Source organism: Nonomuraea aurantiaca, from assembly GCF_020215705.1.
Taxonomy (GTDB): Bacteria; Actinomycetota; Actinomycetes; order Streptosporangiales; family Streptosporangiaceae; genus Nonomuraea; species Nonomuraea aurantiaca.
In genome coordinates, this window is the sequence record NZ_JAIWNB010000003.1 from 37,921 (window position 1) to 56,080 (window position 18,160).

Genomic DNA, 18,160 nt, shown 5'->3' on the forward strand with positions numbered 1-18,160 from the left:
GTCCTAGAACATCACTCGATGTGGCAGTTCGGTCACTCTCAGAGTGGCAGACTGGACGGCTCCAATACCCCCACTTGCAAAGAAGGCCTCCATGGTCGTGCTGTTGGAGCCCCTGGCGGTGAGGTATGGACGGGTCTCGGATGGTCTCGGCTGGTTTCAGGTGATTTCGGGGAAAGGAAGGTCGTGATGAATCGCCGGGTGAAGATCTTGCTGGTCGACGACAAGGACGAGAGCCTGGTCGCGCTGGAGGCGGTCTTACGCCCGCTTCAGCAGCAGCTGTTCAAGGCCAGGTCGGGGCAGGAGGCGATGAAGCTGATGCTCCGCCACGACTTCGCGGTGGTGCTGCTCGACGTGCTCATGCCCGGCATGGACGGCTTCGAGACGGCCACCCACATCAAGCGGTTCGACCAGGCGCGTGACGTGCCCATCATCTTCCTGACCAGCACCGAGCCGGGATCCGGCGCCACGTTCCGGGGCTACGCCGTGGGGGCGGTCGACTACATCACCAAGCCGTTCGATCCGTGGGTGGTGCGCTCCAAGGTCGCGGTCTTCATCGAGTTGTTCCGCAAGAACGCGGTGCTGCGCGAGCAGTCGGCCCTGCTGGGCGACCTCGTGAAGAACGACGCGGTGCTGTCGAGGAACGCGCAGGTGCTGTGCGGATTCTCCGAGCGGCTCGGCGCCGTCGAGGCGCGGCTCGACGAACTGGCCCGCTCCTGCGCCGACGACGAGGCGTTGCGGGAGGCGATCAGGGACACGGCCGAGCTGGTCGCCGACATGCAGGCGGCCTTCGACACGGTTCGGCTGTGACGGACTCGGGGTAGGACACTCGGCGAGCCTGTGTGCGTTCCGCGGTGTCTCCGTCGTACCTTTGGCATCATGGCCACCCGTACGCCGAAAAGCGCATCGAAGGGGCCGGCGAAGCGGTCGACCTCCGCCCGCTCGACCCCCGCCAAGCGCGCATCCAGCTCGACCGGGCGGCCGAGGGCGAAGGGGGCCGGGTCGGCCCGCAAGCCGGGCCTGACCCACCATGACCCGATCACGTGGGTCTTCACGATGATCGGCAAGCTGATCGTCGGGCTCTGGATGCTGCTCGCCAACGGCATCGGCAGCACCGCCCGGGCGCTCGGCAAGAACGCGCGCGACCTCGATCCGGCGCACCGGCGCGACGGGGTGGGACTGTCCGTGCTCGCCGGCGCCATCGTGCTGGCCGCGATGACCTGGCGCCAGGCAGACAGCACGGTCTCCGGCGTGGTCAACGTCACCGTGCACAGCGTGTTCGGGTCGCTGGCGTGGGCGCTGCCGCTGCTGCTCGGCCTGCTCGCCTGGCGCTACCTGCGCCACCCCGACCAGAACGCCGACACCGGGCGCATGGTGATCGGGTGGAGCGCGCTGCTCGTCGGCGTGCTCGGCGTCATCCACGTCGCCAACGACACGCCCTACCCCGCCGGCACCGCCAACGACGGCATGGAGCGGGTGTCGCAGGCGGGCGGCATCATCGGGTTCATCGTGTCGGCGCCGCCGATGAGCATCCTGCCCGCCTGGATCACGATCCCGCTGCTGCTGATCCTTTCGGGCTTCGGCGTGCTGGTCATCACGGCGACCCCCGTCCACCGCGTCCCGGAGCGGCTGGCCGAGCTCACGCACCTGCTGTTCGAACGGCACGCGCTCGCCGAGCAGGCGACGCCCGTCAGGAAGCGGCCCAGGACCAAGAAGGGCGAGACGGGCGACAAGCCGGATCTCGTCAAGCCGTACGACACGCCGGTGCTCTCCGAGCAGGACAAGCGGGCCGAGCACTCGCCCGAGATCGTGCCGGGGCTGACGGACGAGGAGGAGCCGCCTCCCGCGCCGGTCAAGAAGGCCGAGCCGCCGGAGCCCACTCCCGCGCCCCGCAAGGTCGAGCAGCTGGTGCTCTCGCCCCAGGCAGGGCCGTACAGTCTGCCTGATCTGCAGTTCCTCAAGCCGGGCAGCGCGCCCAAGCCGCAGACCAAGGCCAACACCGTCGTCGTCAACGCGCTGACCAGCGTCCTTGAGCAGTTCGTCATCGACGCGCAGGTGATCGGGTTCACCCGCGGCCCGACCGTGACCCGCTACGAGATCGAGCTGGGCCCCGCGGTCAAGGTGGAGAAGGTGACGGCGCTCACCAAGAACATCGCTTACGCCGTTAAATCGGCAGATGTTCGGATCTTGTCGCCGATTCCGGGGAAGTCGGCGATCGGGGTGGAGATCCCGAACGCGGACAAGGACCTGGTCTCCCTGGGCGACGTGCTGAAGTCCCAGGTGGCGCAGAGCGACCACCATCCGATGATCGTGGGACTGGGCAAGGACGTCGAGGGCCGCACGATCGTGGCGAACCTCGCCAAGATGCCCCACCTGCTCATCGCGGGCGCCACCGGCGCCGGCAAGTCGGTCTGCGTCAACGGCCTGATCACCTCCATCCTGATGCGGGCCACGCCCGACGAGGTACGCATGGTGCTGGTCGACCCCAAACGGGTGGAGCTGTCGGTCTATGAGGGCATCCCTCACCTGATCACGCCCATCATCACCAACCCGAAGAAGGCCGCGGAGGCCCTCGAATGGGTGGTGGGGGAGATGGACCGTCGCTACGACGACCTGGCCGCCAGCGGGTTCCGGCACGTCGACGAGTTCAACAAGGCCGTACGGGCCGGCAAGCTGCAGCCGCCGCCGGGCAGCGAGCGGGTCTACCAGCCCTACCCGTACCTCCTGGTGATCGTCGACGAGCTGGCCGACCTGATGATGGTCGCCCCGCGTGACGTCGAGGACTCCATCGTGCGCATCACGCAGCTCGCCCGCGCGGCCGGCATCCACCTGGTCATCGCCACGCAGCGGCCCTCCGTCGACGTGGTCACCGGCCTGATCAAGGCGAACGTGCCCTCGCGGCTGGCCTTCGCCGTGTCGAGTCTCACCGACTCGCGGGTCATCCTCGACCAGCCGGGCGCCGACAAGCTGGTCGGCCAGGGTGACGCGCTGTTCCTGCCGATGGGCGCCAGCAAGCCCATCCGCATCCAGAACGCGTTCGTCTCGGAGAAGGAGATCGCCGAGATCGTCACGCACTGCAAGACGCAGATGCAGGCCGAATACCGCGACGACGTCGCCGCGGCGCCGGTCAAGCGGGAGATCGACGGGGACATCGGCGACGACCTCGACCTGCTCGTCCAGGCGGCCGAGCTGATCGTGACCACGCAGTTCGGCTCGACCTCGATGCTGCAGCGCAAGCTCCGCGTCGGCTTCGCCAAGGCGGGCCGGCTCATGGACCTGCTGGAGAGCCGCAACGTGGTCGGCCCCAGCGAGGGTTCGAAGGCCCGCGAAGTGATCGTGAAGCCCGATGATCTGCCCGGTTTGCTAGCTGACTTGCGTGGCGAATGACCCCAATGCACGTTCGCCCGACGACTACTGATTGAATGTGAATCATTACAGAACGTCGTGGGACGGAAGGCGCTAGCCATGCCGGAACAGAGCACAGGGGCCATGCTGGCGGCGGCCCGGCGGTCAGCCGGGCTGACGGTCGCGCAACTGAGCGAGACCACCCGCATTCGCGAGGCGATCATCTACGCGATCGAGCGTGACGACTTCTCGCAGTGCGGTGGTGATTTCTATGCGAGGGGACATGTCAGGGCCGTAGCCAAGGCCGTCGGGCTCGATCCCGTGGCGACCGTCCACCTCTATGACGAAGAACACAGCGGGGCGGTCACGCCCATCCGGGCCGCGGCCGTGTTCCAGGCCGAGCGCAAGATCAGGATCAACGAGCGGCGCGGTCTCAACTGGACGATGGCACTGGGCGTGGCCCTGGCCATCACCATGGTCTTCGGGGCGGTCAGGGTGCTCGGCGGCGGCACGTCGGACGAGATGCGCACCGCCGACTCCCACCTCATCCCGCCGAACGTCCCGATCAACGAGCACGCTCCCAAGCCGTCGCACGCCAAGGGGAAGGCGTCCAACGCGGCCGCCAAGGACGTCGTCGTCGTCAAGGTCAAGGCCAAGCGCCCGTCATACCTGAACGTCAGCGACGACAAGGGGCGCAAGCTGTTCTCGGGCACGTTGCCGGCGGGCAAGAGCAAGACCTACCGGTCCGACACCGAGGTCCATCTTCTGATCGGCGACGCGGGCGCCGTGTCGTTGCAGGTCGACGGCAAGGACCTGGGTCATCCGGGGGCTCTGGGGGAGATGGTGACGCGCTCGTTCAAGCCTTCCAAGGCACAACCTAGGTAGCCCGTGCGCCCGGTGGTGGCCAACTGCCGATACCGTAGTGTTCACCATGTCATCCCGCCGAACCGCATCGCTGATCACTCTGGGCTGCGCGCGCAACGAGGTCGACTCCGAGGAGCTGGCCGCGCGACTCGAGGCTGCCGGTTGGCAGCTGGGCGACGACGACCCCGATGTCGTCGTCGTCAACACGTGTGGCTTCATCGACTCGGCGAAGAAGGACTCCATCGACACGCTGCTGGCCGCGGCCGACTCCGGGGCCAAGGTGGTCGCCGCGGGCTGCATGGCCGAGCGCTACGGCAACGAGCTCGCCGACGCTCTGCCCGAGGCCAGCGCCGTCATCTCCTTCGACGACTACACCGAGATCGGCGGCCGACTCGACGACGTGCTCGCCGGCCGGCCGCTCAAGCCGCACACGCCAAGAGACCGCCGCACCCTGCTGCCCATCTCTCCGGTGGATCGTGCCAGCGCGCACACGACCGCCATTCCCGGCCACGGCGACCTGCCCGACGGGCTGGCGCCCGCGAGCGGGCCGCGCGTGCTGCGCAAACGGCTCGACGAGAGCCCCGTGGCCTCGCTCAAGCTGGCCTCCGGCTGCGACCGGCGCTGCACGTTCTGCGCCATCCCGGCCTTCCGCGGCGCCTACGTCTCGCGCGACCCTGAGGAGCTCCTGGCCGAGGCCGACTGGCTGGGCCATCGGGGCGTCCGTGAGCTCGTCCTCGTCAGCGAGAACTCGACGTCCTACGGCAAGGACCTGGGCGACCTGAGGGCGCTGGAGAAGCTGCTGCCGCGGCTCGCGGCGGTCGAGGGCATCGAGCGGGTGCGGGCCAGCTACCTGCAACCGGCCGAGCTGCGCCCGGGGCTGATCGACGTGCTCGCCGGCACCGAGGGCATCGCCCCCTACTTCGACCTGTCCTTCCAGCACGCCAGTGGCACCGTCCTGCGCCGGATGCGCCGCTTCGGCGACCCTGAGCGCTTCCTGGGACTGCTGGACAGCATCCGTGAGGGCGCGCCCGAGGCGGGCGTGCGCTCCAACTTCATCGTCGGCTTCCCCGGTGAGACCGAGGAGGAGTTCGGCGAGCTGGTCGGGTTCCTGGAGCAGGCCAGGCTCGACGTGATCGGCGTGTTCGGCTACTCCGACGAGGACGGCACCGAGGCGGCCGGCTTCGCCGGCAAGCTCGACCAGGACGTCATCGACGAGCGCGTGCGCGTCCTGACCGAGCTCGCCGAGGAGCTGACCGCGCAGCGCGCGGAGGAGCGCATCGGCACGGAGGTCGACGTGCTCATCGACGACGACCTGGGTGACGGCGGCTATGAGGGACGGGCCGCCCACCAGGGTCCCGAGGTCGACGGGTCCGTCACGGTCCAGGGCATCGGCCTGGTCCGCGGTCAGATCGTGCGCGCGGTGGTGGTCGACGCCGAGGGGGTTGACCTGATCGCGCGCATCAAGGCCGGTCCATGACCAAGGACGAGCGCCGCGTGGTGAGCCCGTGGAACATCGCCAACGTCCTCACGGTCCTCCGGTTGGTGCTCGTCCCCTTCTTCGTCGTCTGTCTCCTGCTGCCCGGCATGGGCTGGCGCCTGGCCGCGCTGGCGGTGTTCGCCGTGGCCTCGCTCACCGACCATCTGGACGGCGAGCTGGCCAGGCGCTACGGGCTGATCACCGATTTCGGGAAGATCGCCGACCCGATCGCCGACAAGGCGCTGACCGGCGCGGCCCTGGTGTCCCTGTCGATCCTAGGCGAGCTGCCGTGGTGGGTGACGGTCACCGTCCTGGGCCGCGAGCTGGGCATCACCGCCCTGCGGTTCGTGCTGCTCCGGCACGCGGTCATCCCGGCCAGCTACGGCGGCAAGGTCAAGACCGTGCTGCAGATCGCGGCCATCGTCCTCTACATCCTGCCCGGCGTGCCCGACCCGATCCGCTGGGTGGTGATGGGCGCGGCCCTGGTCGTCACGGTGGCCACAGGCGTCGACTACGTGGTGCGCGCGATCAAGCTACGACAGGTGGCCAGACGGGCTCGCGGGGAGTGATCATGGTGGGTGCCGCGGAGGTTCTCTCCTTGCTCGTACGCCGGGCCGCCACGCTCGCCGTGGCCGAATCGCTGACCGGCGGGCTCATCGGGGCGGCGTTCACCTCGGTCTCGGGGGCCTCCAAGTCGTTCAGAGGCGGGGTCATCTCCTACGCCACCGATCTGAAGCACCGGCTCCTGGAGGTGCCGGACGAGCTGCTGCGCCGGGAAGGGGCCGTGCATCCTGAGGTGGCGGCGGCGATGGCGGCGGGGGTCGCCCGGCTGTGCGAGGCGACATATGGCCTGGCCGTGACCGGTGTGGCGGGGCCGGAGCCACAGGACGGCAAGCCCGTCGGCACCGTGCATGTGGCCGTCAGCGGACCCGGCGATCAGATTTGGCGGAGACAGTTGAGGCTTGAGGGGTCTCGCGAACGTATCAGGGTAGAGACGGTGGACGAGGCTATCGATCTACTGGCAAGTGTGCTGAAGGGGAACAATGGGGAACATACCGGGTGATTACCGTGTTACGTCCCCAGCGAACATCCGAGGCACGGTCTCACACGGTGTCGGTTGATACGGGTACGGTGGAGCTGTGAGTGAGGTCCGTGAGCCATCTGCAAGCACCGAGCGCCCGGCAGGCGGGCCTAACGAGTCACGTAACGAACCTTCACGTAATGAGCTGTCACGCACTGAGCCATTGCGCAATGAAGGAAGCGCGGCGGGGCAGGGACGGAGACGTCCGATGATGACGGCGAGGAGCATGTACGAGCCGAAGAAAAAGACCGGACGGCACGATCCGACCGCGCGGGGCGTGGTGAAGCCATCCACGCCGGGGAGGGAGCGACAGATGATTCTGCTGCGTCAGCTGCTCGGCGACGTGCTGAGGCGGTTGAGGGTGCGGCAGGGACGCACTCTTCGTGAGGTGTCCACGCTGGCGCGTGTCTCGCTTGGCTACTTGTCCGAGGTTGAGCGCGGTCAGAAGGAGGCGTCATCGGAGCTGCTGGCGTCGATCTGTGGCGCTCTCGGAGTGCCGCTGTCGCAGGTGTTGCGTGAGGTGTCCGACCAGTTCGCGCTGGCGGAGCTCCAGGCCACCCCTGTGCTCGCCGACGCGCCGGAGCACGAGCGCATCCCCCTTCCCGAGACGGTGCCCGGGTCGATCTCCGACTCCGTGTTTCCCGACGTCAAGGACATGGTGGCCGCCTAACGCGGTTGGCAGTCACCACACCACAGGATGAGGCGTTCCTGTGGTTGTGCTCCCATCTCCCCGCGACTGATGCGCGTACCGCATCGGCGGCAGGGTCGGCCTGCCCTGCCGTAAACCCACGTCTGGCCGGCCGGTCTGCGGTCGCCCGTGGTCACTGTGGCGGCGTGTGTCCTGTTCGCCGCCAGAAGCCGCTGGGCGAGTGTCACGAGCGCGTCCAGGTCCTCGATGTCGCCGACCTTCCGCCATGGCCAGATGCCGCGCAGGAAGAGTGTCTCGGCGCGATAGATGGTGCCGATTCCCGAAAGATTGCGCTGATCGAGCAGCGCCTCCCCGATCGTCCGTTCCGGCGCCTCGCGCAGACGGCGCACGGCCTCGGCCGGATCCCAGTCGTCGCCGAGCAGATCGGGCCCCAGATGCCCCACGACGCGATGCTCGTCGGCGGTCTTCAGCAGGTCCACCACCCCCAGCCGCACACCCACGGCCTGCCACTGCTCGTTGGCCAGCACCAGCCGGACCTGGTCACCGGGGGCGGTGCGACGGCCCGCGGGCAGCACCCGCCAGCTGCCGTCCATGCGCAGGTGGGTGTGCACGGTCAGGCCGCCCTCGACCCGGGTCAGCAGGTGCTTGCCGCGTGAGAGGCTCTCCAGGACCGTCCGGCCGCTGAGGTCGGCTGTGGCGTGCCGGGGGACGCGAAAGTCCGAACGGGTCAGGACCCGGCCGTCGAGCGCGCCGCGGAGCCGTGCGGCCGTGCGGTAGACGGCATCTCCTTCGGGCATGCCCCCAGTCTAGGAACCCGGGCCGACCGGCCGGTCGCACGGCGTCCCGGCTGAGCCGCCGCGCGGGGTCGGTCCCAGGCGGCGAGCTGGCCGCGTTGTACGGAGTGACTCGCAGAGAACGAGTTGGCCCGGCGGGCGGGGTCAGTCTCAGGGCGGCGAGTTGGCCCGGCGAGTGGTCTGCCAGGGCGGCGAGCTGGCCCGGCGGGTGGGGTCAGTCCCAGGCGGCGGGGTCGGCGGCGAGCTGGCGGACGCGGTCGGGGAGTGCGCCGCTGGCCACCTGGTCCAGCGTGACCTCCTCCAGGATGGCGCGTTCGGTGGCCCGCAGGGCGATCCACACCTGCTGCAGCGACTCCGCCGGTCCCCGGTAGCCCACGTGCTCCGGACGCTCACCTCGTACGTTGGCCAGTGGCCCGTCCACCGCCCTGATGACGTCGGCGAGGGAGATCTCCGCGGCGGCCCTGGCCAGGACGTAGCCGCCTTCCGGACCCCGCTGGCCGCGGACCAGCCCGGCCCGGCGCATCTGCAGCAGGATGTTTTCCAGGTATTTGGGGGGCATGTCCTGCTCTTTGGCGAGCTCGCCCACGGTGGTCGGGCCGGCGCCGGCCGCGGCGAGTTCGGCGGCAGCACGGAGGGCGTAGTCGACACGAGCGGAAAGGCGCATGTTGTCGATTATCCCTCCTGGTCAACACTGGTTATGCGCACCGCCGCCAGAATGGGCGGTCGATCCCGGTGTGGCAGGCGCGGTGCCTGGGCGGACACCGTGATCAGTGTGTTGTCGGGGCGCCGCAGGACGGATGGGATGATCGTGAGACATCCTCGCGTTCACCTGCGGTGATAAGCAAGGTTCAGGACGCTAAACTTCCAACAACCTTTTCGATTTGACGGTGGGATTCAGCGTGGAGCGACGCCCTGGTGTGCCCAGACTGCTCAGGGAGATCAACGACCGGGCCGCGCTGGAGTTGTTGCTGGCCACGGGCCCGATGACGCGGGGGCAGATCGGCGATCGGACCGGGTTGTCCAAGGTCACCGCTTCGCAGACGCTGTCCAGGCTGGAGGAGCGCGGGCTGGTCGAGGTCGTCGGCACGCAGGCCGGCGGGCGCGGCCCCAACGCGGCGCTCTACTCCGTCATCCCCTCCAGCGCCTACGTGGCCGGGCTCGAGGTGGGGCCCGAGCTGATCTCCGCGGCCGTCGCCGACATCCACGGCCGGACGATCGCCGAGGTCACCGTCGACCCCACCGACCTCGACGACCCGGTCTCGGTGGTGCACGGCGCGATCATGAAGGCCTGCCGCAGCGCCAAGATCAGCATCGGCCGGCTGCGCGGCGTGGTCATCGGCACCCCTGGCGTGGTCGATCCGCGCAGCGGCGACGTGCGCTTCTCCTTCGACTTGCCGGGCTGGCACGAGGGCATCCACGAGGCGCTCGCCGGTGACCTCAAACGCGAGGTGACGATCGAGAACGACGTCAACCTGGCCGCGATCGCCGAGCGCGCCGACGGCGCCGCCCAGGGGCTCGACGACTTCGTGCTGCTCTGGTCCGCCCGTGGCCTCGGTCTCGCGGTGATGCTCGGCGGCAAGCTGCACCGGGGCCGTTCGGGCAGCGCGGGCGAGATCGGCTACCTGCCGGTGCCCGGCGTACCCCTGCCCGAGGACATCCGCACCGAGCCGGGCCGCCTGCCCTCGCTCGCGGGCGGTCTGCAGTCGCTCGTCAGCGCCGAGGCCGTGGGCGAGCTGGCGGGGAGCTACGGGTTCACGGCGGAGAGCGCCGGGCAGTGCGTGAAGGTCGCCGTGGCGGCCGGAGCCGAGGGCGAGCCCTTTCTGGACGAGATCGCGCACCGGCTCGCGCTCGGTGTGGCCTCGGTCTGCGTGATCCTCGATCCGGGCCTGGTCGTGCTGGCGGGCGAGGTGGGCCAGGCCGGTGGCACCGCGCTGACGGCCCGGGTGGAGGAGGCCGTGGCGCGCATCTGCCCCGTACGCCCCCAGGTCGTCACCACCACGGTCACCGACAAGAACCCGGTGCTGCGCGGCGCCGTCCTCGCGGCCCTGGACCAGGCCCGCGAGGCCCTCCTCAAGCCGTGACCGGTCCGGCCCGGGCCACGAGGGGTCGGGCTCGGGCCACGATCTGCCCGGCTGAGACGGTGAGCAGTCCGGCTCAGACGGTGAGCAGTTCCACGGCCGCCTGGGCGTTCGCCCGGGCCGCGCCGTACGTCGCGATGTAGGCCGCGCTGTCCGGCCGCCAGACCGGCAGCCCCATCTCGATCACCGTCGCGTCGGGCCGGGCCGCCACCAGGGCGGAGACCAGCTCGCGGCTGGCCTCATTGCGGTGCGCGTCCTTGATCACCAGGACCAGCGACCGGTGCGTGGCCTTCGCCAGCAGCACCGGCACGTCCGCGTCGGCCGGCTTCACCCGGATGATCTCGGCCTGGGGCAGCCACGGCCCCACGCCCCAGGGCACGTCCCCGACGGCGATCGTCGGCGGTGTGTCCACCTCGATCACCAGCGGCTCGACCAGCGGTCTTGTCACGCCCGTGAGCCGCACCGCGCGCCTGGCGGCGTGCAGGCCGACCCCGTTCTGCTCGGCCGCGGGCGAAGCGGGCGAGCCGAACCACTCGCGCAGTGCCGCCAGCCGGGCCGCGGCCTCCTCCAGCCGGGCCGCGGGCAGCCGCCCCTCCCGTACGGCCGTGACGATCTCGTCGATGATGTGCCGCACGTCGTCGTAGGAAGGCAGCGGGCCCAGGCAGAGCAGATCGGAGCCCGCGGCCAGCGACAGCACGGCGCCACCGGCCAGGCCGACGCTCTTGGTGATCGCGTGCATGTCCATCGCGTCGCTGATGACCGCGCCGTCGTACCCGAGCTCGCCCCTGAGCAGTTCGGTGAGCGCGGCGGGCGACAGCGTCGCCGGCGTCGGGCCGGTCAGCGTGGGCACCGCCACGTGCGCTGTCATGATCGACTTGGTCCCCGCGCCGATCGCCGCCCGGAACGGCACCAGCTCGCGGGCGCGCAGCACGTCGAGCGTGACGTCCACGACGGGCACGGACACGTGCGAGTCGACCCGGGTGGCGCCGTGGCCGGGGAAGTGCTTGACGCAGGCGGCCACGTTCACCGACTGCAGGCCCTGGACGGCGGCCACCGTGTGCCTGGCCACCAGCTCGGGGTCGTCGCCGAACGATCTGGTGCCGATCACCGGGTTGTCGGCCTCGGTGTTGACGTCGGCATCGGGCGCCATGTCCAGGTTGATGCCGCAGGCGGCCAGCTCCGAGCCGATCGCCCGGTAGACCCGGTGCGTGAGCTCGGTGTCGTCCACCGCGCCCAGCGCCGCGTTGCCCGGGTACGGGCTGCCGACGTGGTAGGCCAGGCGGGTGACGTCGCCGCCCTCCTCGTCCAGCGAGATGACGGGCTCGCCGGCCGCGCGCAGGGACGCGGTCAGTGACCGCAACCGGTCCGGGTCGGCGACGTTGAAGCCGAAGAGGGTGACACCACCCAGGCCGTTCTCGAGCTCGCGCAGCACCCAGCCGGGCGCCGTGGTGCCCTGGAAGGCGACGAGCAGCGTGCCGGCCGCGAGACGGCGCAGCCCCCGATCACTCTGACTCATAGCTCCTCATCAATGGGACGTTCAGGCATTCAAGTTCAGGCATTGGAGTTTCAGGCACGGTCAGGGCGCGGCGAGGCCGCACGAAGAACCGTGGATGGGTCAGCCCTTGACGGCCCCGGCCACCAGACCGGAGACCATGCGGCGCTGAACCAGCAGGAAGAAGACGACGACCGGGATGGTCATCATCGTGGAGCTGGCCATGATGGCGCCCCAGTCGGTGCCCTTCTGCCCGAAGAAGTACTGCATGGCGACCGGCATCGTGTAGCCCTCCGAGCCGCTCATCAGGACCAGCGCGAAGATCAGCTCGTTCCACGCGGTGATGAACGAGAAGATGCTGGTGGCCACCAGTCCCGGCGCGACCAGGGGGAAGAGCACCTTCCAGAACGTGGTCATCCGCCCCGCGCCGTCGATCCAGGCCGCCTCCTCCAGCGACTTGGGCACGGCGGCGACGAACGTGCGCAGCATCCAGATGCCGAAGGGCAGCGTGAGCCCCACATTGACGACGATCAGGCCGGCCAGCTGGTCGTACAGGCCGAGCCGCTTGACGCTCAGGAACAGCGGGATGAGCAGCGCCTCGGAGGGGATCATCTGCACGATCAGCAGCAGGATCAGGAACGTGTTGCGCCCCTTGAACCGGAAGCGGGCCACCGCGGTCGCCGCCAGCAGGGAGAAGACCGCCCCGATGAGCACGGTGCCCACCGCCACGATCGCGCTGTTGCGCATGTAGAGCCAGATCGAGTGCCCGGCCACGCCCTCGCTCAGCACCCGGTCGACGTGCTCGAAGGTGAAATGGGTGGGGAACGGGATGAAGTCGGTGGTGAAGATCTGGTCGTTGGCCTTGAACGAGGTCGAGGCCATCCAGTACACCGGGAAGATCGCGATCAGGAACACCAGCAGCCCGGCCGCGTTCAGCGTGATCTTGCCGAGCCGTTTGCGGGCGAGCGGGGTCACATCTCCTCCTGCTTGATGAGCTGCCTGACGTACACCGCGGTGACGACGAGCAGGATCGCGGTCAGCACCAGGGCGATCGCCGCGCCGGAGCCCATCTTGGGCGGCGGCCGGAACGCCTCGGCATAGGAGTAGATCGACAGGTTGAACGCCTCACGGTTCGACGGCCCGCCCATGAGCACGTAGAGCTGGGCGAAGACCTTGAAGTCCCAGATGATCGACAGTACGGTCAGCACCGCGAAGACCGGCTTGAGCAGCGGAAAGGTGATCTTCCTGAACGTCCGCCATGCCGACGACCCGTCCACCCGCGCGGCCTCGTACAGCTCGGCCGGGATGCCCTTGAGCCCCGCCAGCACCGACACGGCCACGAACGGGAAGCTCGCCCAGACGACGCAGATGATCAGCACCATGTAGATGGACCACGCGTCGTTGAGCCAGGGCTGGCCGGTCCAGTCGGTCCGGCCGAAGAGCAGGCTCGACAGCCAGTCGGGCAGCAGGTTGAGTGCCCAGTTGATGACCCCGGCCTCCGCGTCGAACAGCCACTTCCAGATGATTCCCTGCGCCACCGGCGGCACGGCCCACGCGAACATGATGCCGACCACCACGAACGTGGACATCTTTCTGCCGAGCTTGTTGAGCAGGACGCCCACCGCCGTGCCGACGATCAGCGTCAGCGACACCGTGACGACGGCGAAGACGAGCGTGTTGCGCAGTGAGGACCAGAAGATCTCGTTGTCGAAGATGCGGGTGAAGTTGTCCCAGCCGACCCAGGTGGCGGGCTTCTTGCCGCTGATCTGGACCAGGCCCACCTTCTGGAAGGCGATGATCCCGACCTGGAACAGCGGGTAGAGCAGGAGTGCCCCGATCACCAGCAGGCCGGGGATCAGCAGCACGTACGGCACCGACCAGGTGGGCAGGCCGCTGGCCCGGGCCGGGCGGTGGGAGTCGGGCCGCCGCGGGGTGGCGGACTGGCCGCCACCCCTGGCGAGCGTCGAGGTGTTCGTCATAGGGCTAGGAGGCGGCGTTGAGGATGTCTTCGAGCTCCTTGTTGGCCTTGGCCAGCGCGTCGTCGGCCGACGACTTGCCCTCGATCACCGTGCGGGCCGCGTTCTGCAGCACCGCCTTGGTCTCGTTGGCCTCGGTCCAGTGCGGGCTGGCCGGGAAGGCCTTGGCCTTGGCGAAGGCGGCGGCGAACGGCGCCTGGGCCGGGTCGCTGGCCAGCGCGGCCAGGGCGTCCGGGTAGACGGGGAGCAGGCCGCCGTCCTTGGCGTACTTGTCGCCCCACTCCTTGCCGGAGGCCAGCTTCACGAACTCCTTGGCCGCGTCCTTCTCCTTGGCGCCACCCCACACGGCGATGTCGTTGCCGCCGAGGAAGGACTGCGCCTCGCCGCCGTCCTTGGACGGGAGCGGGAAGAAGGCCAGCTTGTCGCCCTTGAGCTTGCCCTTGCTGTCCTCGGCGATGCCCGGCAGGTCCCACGACGCGGTGAGGTACATGCCCACCTTGTTGTTGGCGAAGCGGGTGCGGATGTCCGTGGTGTTCTGGGTGAGCCGCGACTTGCTGGACAGGCCGTCGGTGACCAGGCCGGTGTACTGGGCGAAGCCGGACTTGAAGGCGGGGTCGGTCAGCTTGCCGACCCACTTGTCGCCCTCCTTGACGGCGTAGTCGCCGCCGGCGGTCCAGGCGAGGGCGCCCAGCAGGTGGTTGGCGTCGGAGCCGCCGTTGAAGGCGAACCCGTCGACGTCCTTGCCCTTCTTGGACTGGATCTTCTTGGCCGCGGCGACCAGGTCGTCCCAGGTCTTCGGGACCTCGAGCTTGAGCTCCTTGAACCAGTCGGCCCGGTACAGGACCGCCCGGCTGCCGCCGCCCCACGGCACGGCGTAGGTCTCACCGTCGATCGTCTCCAGGCCCATCAGGTTCTTCGGGATCTGCGCCTGGTCGCCCGAGGCGACGATGTCGGTGACGGGTTCGAGGGCCTCCTGGCTCTGCCACAGCGGCACCTGGTCGTTGCCGATCTCGGTGACGTCGGGGCCGGTGCCACCGGCCGCCGCGGCGGTGAACTTGTCGTTCACCTGCGGCCACGGGATCCACTCCACCTTCACCTTGGCGCCGGTCTGCTGCTCGAAGGCGGCGACCAGCTCGTCGGTGTACTTCTGTGCGGCGGGGTTGCTGTCGCCCAGTCGCCAGAAGGTCAGCTCCTTGCCCGCGTACTTGGGGCCGGACGCGGGGGCGGAGGCCGCCGCACTCGGCGAAGCCGCGGGCGTCCCGCCGGAACCACAGGCGGCCAGGCCCAGGGCCAGAGCGGCCGTGGTGACCGTAGTGGCGGTGATCTGCGCGATCCTCACAGGGTTCTCCCTTCCCGGGTGCTCGCTTGCGGTCCGCACCAGGCTGATCTGCATGTCCGAACGACTGCTGCTAAACTAACAAGAAACTTTCTTAAAAAAAACGCCCGTTAGCCATTCGTGACGAGAGGGAGCGCGTCGATGAGCCGAAGCCCGGGGACCCCTCGGCTGCTCCGCCGGTTGAACGACCGCACGGCACTCGAACTCCTCCTGGAGGACGGGCCGCTGACCCGTGCGGAGCTCGGTGAGCGGACCGGCTTGTCCAAGGTGACCGCAGGTCAGCTGCTCGCCCGGCTGGAGGAGCGGGGGCTGGTCCGGGTGGCGGGGGAGCGGGCGGGCGGCAGGGGTCCGCACGCGGCCCTGTACGCGGTGAACCCGTCCAGCGCGTACGTCGCCGGGCTCGAAGTGCTGCCCGACAGCCTCACCGTGGGTGTGGCGGACATCACAGGACAGATCGTGGTCGAGGTCACCGTCAACCCGGCGGACGGGGATCCGGTCAAGGCCGTGCACTCCGCCGTCCAGCGGGCCTGCGCCTCGGCTCGCGTCAGCCTGTCACAGCTGCGCGCCTTCGTGATCGGCACCAGAGGCGTGGTCGATCCGGGCAGCGGCGACGTGCGCTTCTCCTACGACCTGCCGGCCTGGCACGTCGGCGTGCTGGCCAGCCTGCGCCAGACGCTGGGCGTCCCGGTGATCATCGAGAACGACGTGAACCTGGTCGCGCTGGCCGAGCACCGCTACGGCGCCGCCGCCGGATACGACGATTTCGTGGTCATCTGGGCGGGTGTCGGCCAGGGGCTGGGCGTCATGCTCGGTGGCCGGCTGCACCGGGGCATCACCGGGACGGCGGGTGAGATCGGCTGGCTGCCCGTGCCGGGCGAGCCGCTGCCCGTCGACGTGTCGCAGCCGACCTCGGGCTCCTTCCAGCGGCTGGTCGGGCACGACGCGCTGAGCGGGCTCGCCACCGCGCACGGCGTGCTCGGCACCACGGTCCCCGACCAGGTACGCAACGGCTGCGACGGGTACCTGGACGAGGTGGCGGCCCGCCTGGCGGTGGGAGCGGCGGCCGTGACGGTCGTGCTCGACCCGGGCCTGATCGTGCTCAGCGGCGACGTCGGGCGGGCGGGCGGCGAACGCCTGGCCGCCAAGGTCGAGGAGGCCGTCGCCCGGGTCTGCCCGACCCGGCCCAAGGTCGTCACGACCGGGGTGGCGGGCAATCCGGTGCTGCGCGGCGCCCTGGTCGCGGCTTTGGCGCAGGCCCGAGATCAGGTTTTCTCCGACACTGTGTGAGAATTTCTGCCTATGTGGCAGCCCACGAGCGACATCGTGTTGATCTCTGATCCCCGCGTCGCCGCGATCCCGGTGCGCGACAACGGCGAGGAACTGGCGGACGTACGCGGCCGCCTGCGCGTGGACGAGCGGATGGCCGACCACGCGGGTGCCTACGCGCACCTGCGGTCCGGGCTGCTGGCGCGGCTGGAGCGGGCCGAGCGGCGGCTGCCCGACGGCTTCCATTTGCTGGTCGTCGAGGGCTATCGGCCGATCGACACGCAGCGCCGCATCTTCGAGGAGTACCGCGACGGGCTGCGCGCCGCCTTCCCCGACATGTCGCCTGACGAGGCATATATCGCGGCAAGTCGGTATGTGTCGCCAGTCGAGGTGGCCCCGCACACCGCCGGAGCCGCCGTCGACCTGACGCTCAGCGCGCCCGACGGCACGGAGTACGACATGGGCACCCAGGTCAACGACAACCCGGAGGAGAGCGACGGCGCCTGCTACATGGAGGCCACGAACATCTCGGCCGACGCCCGCGCCCATCGCAAGATCCTCGCTGACGCCCTGGAGCCTGTCGGCCTGGTCAACTACCCGACGGAGTGGTGGCACTGGTCCTTCGGCGACCGGTATTGGGCACTGGCCGAGGGAAGACCGTACGCACTCTATGGCCCACACCGCTTTGCCTAGCGGAAAAGGGGCATAAAAGGGATGTGACTCCTCTTATCGGGATCGAGGAGGAGTACCTCATCGTCGATCCCTGGTCGCGCCACGTGGCTCCCCGGGCGGCAGAGGTGTTGGCCGCCGCGACGGACGTCCTAGACGTCGTTCACGAGATCACCCGTTTCCAGGTCGAGGCCCGTACCGCTCCTTCGGCCGACCTCGGTGAGTTAGGCACGCGGCTGAGGGCCGCGCGCAAGGAGGTGTCCCAGGCGGCCCGCTCGTGCGGGCTGGCCGTGGTCGCCAGCGGCATTCCCGTCCTCGGTGACGTCGTGCCGATTCCGCTCACCGACGACGTCCGTTACGAGCAGGGCCGGATCCTCTACCGCGCGCTGCAGGACGAGCTCACCATCTGCGCCCTGCACGTGCACGTGGACGTCCCTGACGAAGAACAGGCCGTCTACGTCGGCAACCATCTGCGCCCGTGGCTGCCCACGCTGATCGCGCTGGCCGCGAACTCGCCCTTCTTCGTGGGGCGCGACACCGGCTACGCGTCCTGGCGGGTGATCAGCTGGGGCCGCTGGCCGGTCTCGGGCGCACCGCCGTACTTCCCGTCGTACGCCGACTACGAGCTGGCGCTGCGCGCGCTGTCGCAGTCGGGCGCGCTGATGGACCCCAAGACGGTGTACTGGGACGCGCGCCCGTCACCCTCGCTGCCGACCGTCGAGGTGCGCGTCGCCGACGTGCCGCTGGACGTCAGCGACAGCCTCACCATCATCGGGTTGATCCGCGGTCTGGTCGTGACCGCGCTGGCCGCCGTGGCGCGCGGTGACCGCGGCCTGCCGATCCCGTCGGAGGTCGTACGGGCCGCCTACTGGCGAGCGGCCCGCGACGGCCTGGGCGGCCACAGTCTCGACGTACGCGAGGGTGCGCTGGTGCCGGCGCGGGTGATGGCGGGCCGTCTCCTGGATCACGTACGGGACGCCACGGCCGAGGCCGGTGACCTGCCGTTGGTCGAAGAAGGGCTGGACCGGCTGCTCGGCAGGGGTTCCGGAGCGGAGCGGCAGCGCAGGGCGCACGCCCGCACCGGGCACCTGGCGGCGGTCGTGGACGACCTGATCGAAGCCACTGTCGCCTGACCG

At 69.6% G+C, this 18,160-nt stretch carries 17 protein-coding genes; 11 read left to right on the top strand and 6 right to left on the bottom strand.

The window, feature by feature from the left end; genetic code table 11:
* Nucleotides 1–186 precede the first annotated feature (186 nt).
* From LDL49_RS09745 to LDL49_RS09775, 7 genes are all read left to right on the top strand, one after another.
* Nucleotides 187–807, top strand: a complete 621-nt coding sequence (locus LDL49_RS09745; RefSeq protein ID WP_225290635.1) for a response regulator — start codon at nt 187–189, stop codon at nt 805–807.
* A 69-nt stretch (nt 808–876) separates the two neighbouring features.
* Nucleotides 877–3,384, top strand: coding sequence for a DNA translocase FtsK (locus LDL49_RS09750; RefSeq protein WP_225290636.1), 2,508 nt, complete (start codon nt 877–879; stop codon nt 3,382–3,384).
* A gap of 78 nt (nt 3,385–3,462) precedes the next feature.
* A complete protein-coding gene (locus tag LDL49_RS09755) occupies nt 3,463–4,227 on the top strand; it encodes a helix-turn-helix domain-containing protein (RefSeq protein ID WP_225290637.1) in 765 nt (254 codons plus the stop codon).
* A gap of 46 nt (nt 4,228–4,273) precedes the next feature.
* Nucleotides 4,274–5,683 (top strand): 30S ribosomal protein S12 methylthiotransferase RimO, encoded by a 1,410-nt coding sequence (gene rimO, locus LDL49_RS09760; RefSeq protein WP_225290638.1) that lies wholly within the window; start codon nt 4,274–4,276, stop codon nt 5,681–5,683.
* The gene (gene pgsA, locus LDL49_RS09765; protein ID WP_225290639.1) at nt 5,680–6,252 is read left to right on the top strand and encodes a CDP-diacylglycerol--glycerol-3-phosphate 3-phosphatidyltransferase; all 573 of its coding nucleotides are present in this window, start codon (nt 5,680–5,682) and stop codon (nt 6,250–6,252) included. The genes rimO and pgsA overlap by 4 nt, the downstream gene beginning before the upstream one ends.
* Nucleotides 6,253–6,254: 2 nt before the next feature.
* Entirely contained in the window at nt 6,255–6,746 is a 492-nt protein-coding gene (locus LDL49_RS09770; protein WP_225290640.1) for a CinA family protein, read from the top strand.
* A 331-nt stretch (nt 6,747–7,077) separates the two neighbouring features.
* Nucleotides 7,078–7,434: a helix-turn-helix domain-containing protein gene (locus LDL49_RS09775; RefSeq protein WP_225290641.1), complete on the top strand. Its 357-nt coding sequence runs from the start codon at nt 7,078–7,080 to the stop codon at nt 7,432–7,434.
* Here LDL49_RS09775 and LDL49_RS09780 read toward each other — a convergent pair.
* Both LDL49_RS09780 and LDL49_RS09785 read right to left on the bottom strand, forming a co-directional pair.
* The gene (locus LDL49_RS09780; RefSeq protein ID WP_225290642.1) at nt 7,431–8,210 is read right to left on the bottom strand and encodes a DNA-formamidopyrimidine glycosylase family protein; all 780 of its coding nucleotides are present in this window, start codon (nt 8,208–8,210) and stop codon (nt 7,431–7,433) included. The two genes, LDL49_RS09775 and LDL49_RS09780, sit on opposite strands and share 4 nt — an antisense overlap.
* 211 nt (nt 8,211–8,421) lie before the next feature.
* Nucleotides 8,422–8,871 carry an RrF2 family transcriptional regulator gene (locus LDL49_RS09785; RefSeq protein WP_214638527.1) on the bottom strand — a complete coding sequence of 150 codons (450 nt, stop codon included), beginning with the start codon at nt 8,869–8,871 and terminating at the stop codon, nt 8,422–8,424.
* 235 nt (nt 8,872–9,106) lie between these two features.
* Between LDL49_RS09785 and LDL49_RS09790 the strand changes: the two genes are divergently transcribed.
* Nucleotides 9,107–10,288, top strand: coding sequence for an ROK family transcriptional regulator (locus LDL49_RS09790; RefSeq protein WP_225290643.1), 1,182 nt, complete (start codon nt 9,107–9,109; stop codon nt 10,286–10,288).
* A 73-nt stretch (nt 10,289–10,361) separates the two neighbouring features.
* Here LDL49_RS09790 and LDL49_RS09795 read toward each other — a convergent pair whose 3' ends face one another.
* The 4 genes from LDL49_RS09795 to LDL49_RS09810 form a co-directional block, all read right to left on the bottom strand.
* The gene (locus LDL49_RS09795; RefSeq protein WP_225290644.1) at nt 10,362–11,801 is read right to left on the bottom strand and encodes a glycoside hydrolase family 3 protein; all 1,440 of its coding nucleotides are present in this window, start codon (nt 11,799–11,801) and stop codon (nt 10,362–10,364) included.
* 99 nt (nt 11,802–11,900) lie between these two features.
* On the bottom strand, nt 11,901–12,752 hold the full coding sequence (locus LDL49_RS09800; protein WP_225290645.1) for a carbohydrate ABC transporter permease: 852 nt from the start codon (nt 12,750–12,752) through the stop codon (nt 11,901–11,903).
* Nucleotides 12,749–13,756, bottom strand: a complete 1,008-nt coding sequence (locus LDL49_RS09805) for a carbohydrate ABC transporter permease (RefSeq protein ID WP_225290646.1) — start codon at nt 13,754–13,756, stop codon at nt 12,749–12,751. The genes LDL49_RS09800 and LDL49_RS09805 overlap by 4 nt, the downstream gene beginning before the upstream one ends.
* Nucleotides 13,757–13,760: 4 nt before the next feature.
* Nucleotides 13,761–15,092 carry an extracellular solute-binding protein gene (locus LDL49_RS09810; RefSeq protein ID WP_225290647.1) on the bottom strand — a complete coding sequence of 444 codons (1,332 nt, stop codon included), beginning with the start codon at nt 15,090–15,092 and terminating at the stop codon, nt 13,761–13,763.
* Nucleotides 15,093–15,230: 138 nt separating this feature from the next.
* Between LDL49_RS09810 and LDL49_RS09815 the strand changes: the two genes are divergently transcribed.
* The 3 genes from LDL49_RS09815 to LDL49_RS09825 are packed head-to-tail and all read left to right on the top strand — an operon-like array spanning nt 15,231 to nt 18,157.
* Nucleotides 15,231–16,376, top strand: a complete 1,146-nt coding sequence (locus LDL49_RS09815) for an ROK family transcriptional regulator (RefSeq protein WP_225290648.1) — start codon at nt 15,231–15,233, stop codon at nt 16,374–16,376.
* Nucleotides 16,377–16,388: 12 nt separating this feature from the next.
* Nucleotides 16,389–17,048 (top strand): M15 family metallopeptidase, encoded by a 660-nt coding sequence (locus LDL49_RS09820; RefSeq protein ID WP_225290649.1) that lies wholly within the window; start codon nt 16,389–16,391, stop codon nt 17,046–17,048.
* Nucleotides 17,049–17,071: 23 nt separating this feature from the next.
* Entirely contained in the window at nt 17,072–18,157 is a 1,086-nt protein-coding gene (locus LDL49_RS09825; protein WP_225290650.1) for a carboxylate-amine ligase, read from the top strand.
* The last annotated feature ends 3 nt before the right edge of the window (nt 18,158–18,160 follow it).

What these genes read in the sequence shown, in the direction of transcription:
- LDL49_RS09745 (WP_225290635.1), top strand. Translation starts at nt 187, where the DNA reads ATGAATCGCCGGGTGAAGATCTTGCTGGTCGACGACAAGGACGAGAGC.
- LDL49_RS09750 (WP_225290636.1), top strand. Translation starts at nt 877, where the DNA reads ATGGCCACCCGTACGCCGAAAAGCGCATCGAAGGGGCCGGCGAAGCGG.
- LDL49_RS09755 (WP_225290637.1), top strand. Translation starts at nt 3,463, where the DNA reads ATGCCGGAACAGAGCACAGGGGCCATGCTGGCGGCGGCCCGGCGGTCA.
- rimO (WP_225290638.1), top strand. Translation starts at nt 4,274, where the DNA reads ATGTCATCCCGCCGAACCGCATCGCTGATCACTCTGGGCTGCGCGCGC.
- pgsA (WP_225290639.1), top strand. Translation starts at nt 5,680, where the DNA reads ATGACCAAGGACGAGCGCCGCGTGGTGAGCCCGTGGAACATCGCCAAC.
- LDL49_RS09770 (WP_225290640.1), top strand. Translation starts at nt 6,255, where the DNA reads ATGGTGGGTGCCGCGGAGGTTCTCTCCTTGCTCGTACGCCGGGCCGCC.
- LDL49_RS09775 (WP_225290641.1), top strand. Translation starts at nt 7,078, where the DNA reads ATGATTCTGCTGCGTCAGCTGCTCGGCGACGTGCTGAGGCGGTTGAGG.
- LDL49_RS09780 (WP_225290642.1), bottom strand. Translation starts at nt 8,210, where the DNA reads ATGCCCGAAGGAGATGCCGTCTACCGCACGGCCGCACGGCTCCGCGGC.
- LDL49_RS09785 (WP_214638527.1), bottom strand. Translation starts at nt 8,871, where the DNA reads ATGCGCCTTTCCGCTCGTGTCGACTACGCCCTCCGTGCTGCCGCCGAA.
- LDL49_RS09795 (WP_225290644.1), bottom strand. Translation starts at nt 11,801, where the DNA reads ATGAGTCAGAGTGATCGGGGGCTGCGCCGTCTCGCGGCCGGCACGCTG.
- LDL49_RS09805 (WP_225290646.1), bottom strand. Translation starts at nt 13,756, where the DNA reads ATGACGAACACCTCGACGCTCGCCAGGGGTGGCGGCCAGTCCGCCACC.
- LDL49_RS09815 (WP_225290648.1), top strand. Translation starts at nt 15,231, where the DNA reads ATGAGCCGAAGCCCGGGGACCCCTCGGCTGCTCCGCCGGTTGAACGAC.
- LDL49_RS09820 (WP_225290649.1), top strand. Translation starts at nt 16,389, where the DNA reads ATGTGGCAGCCCACGAGCGACATCGTGTTGATCTCTGATCCCCGCGTC.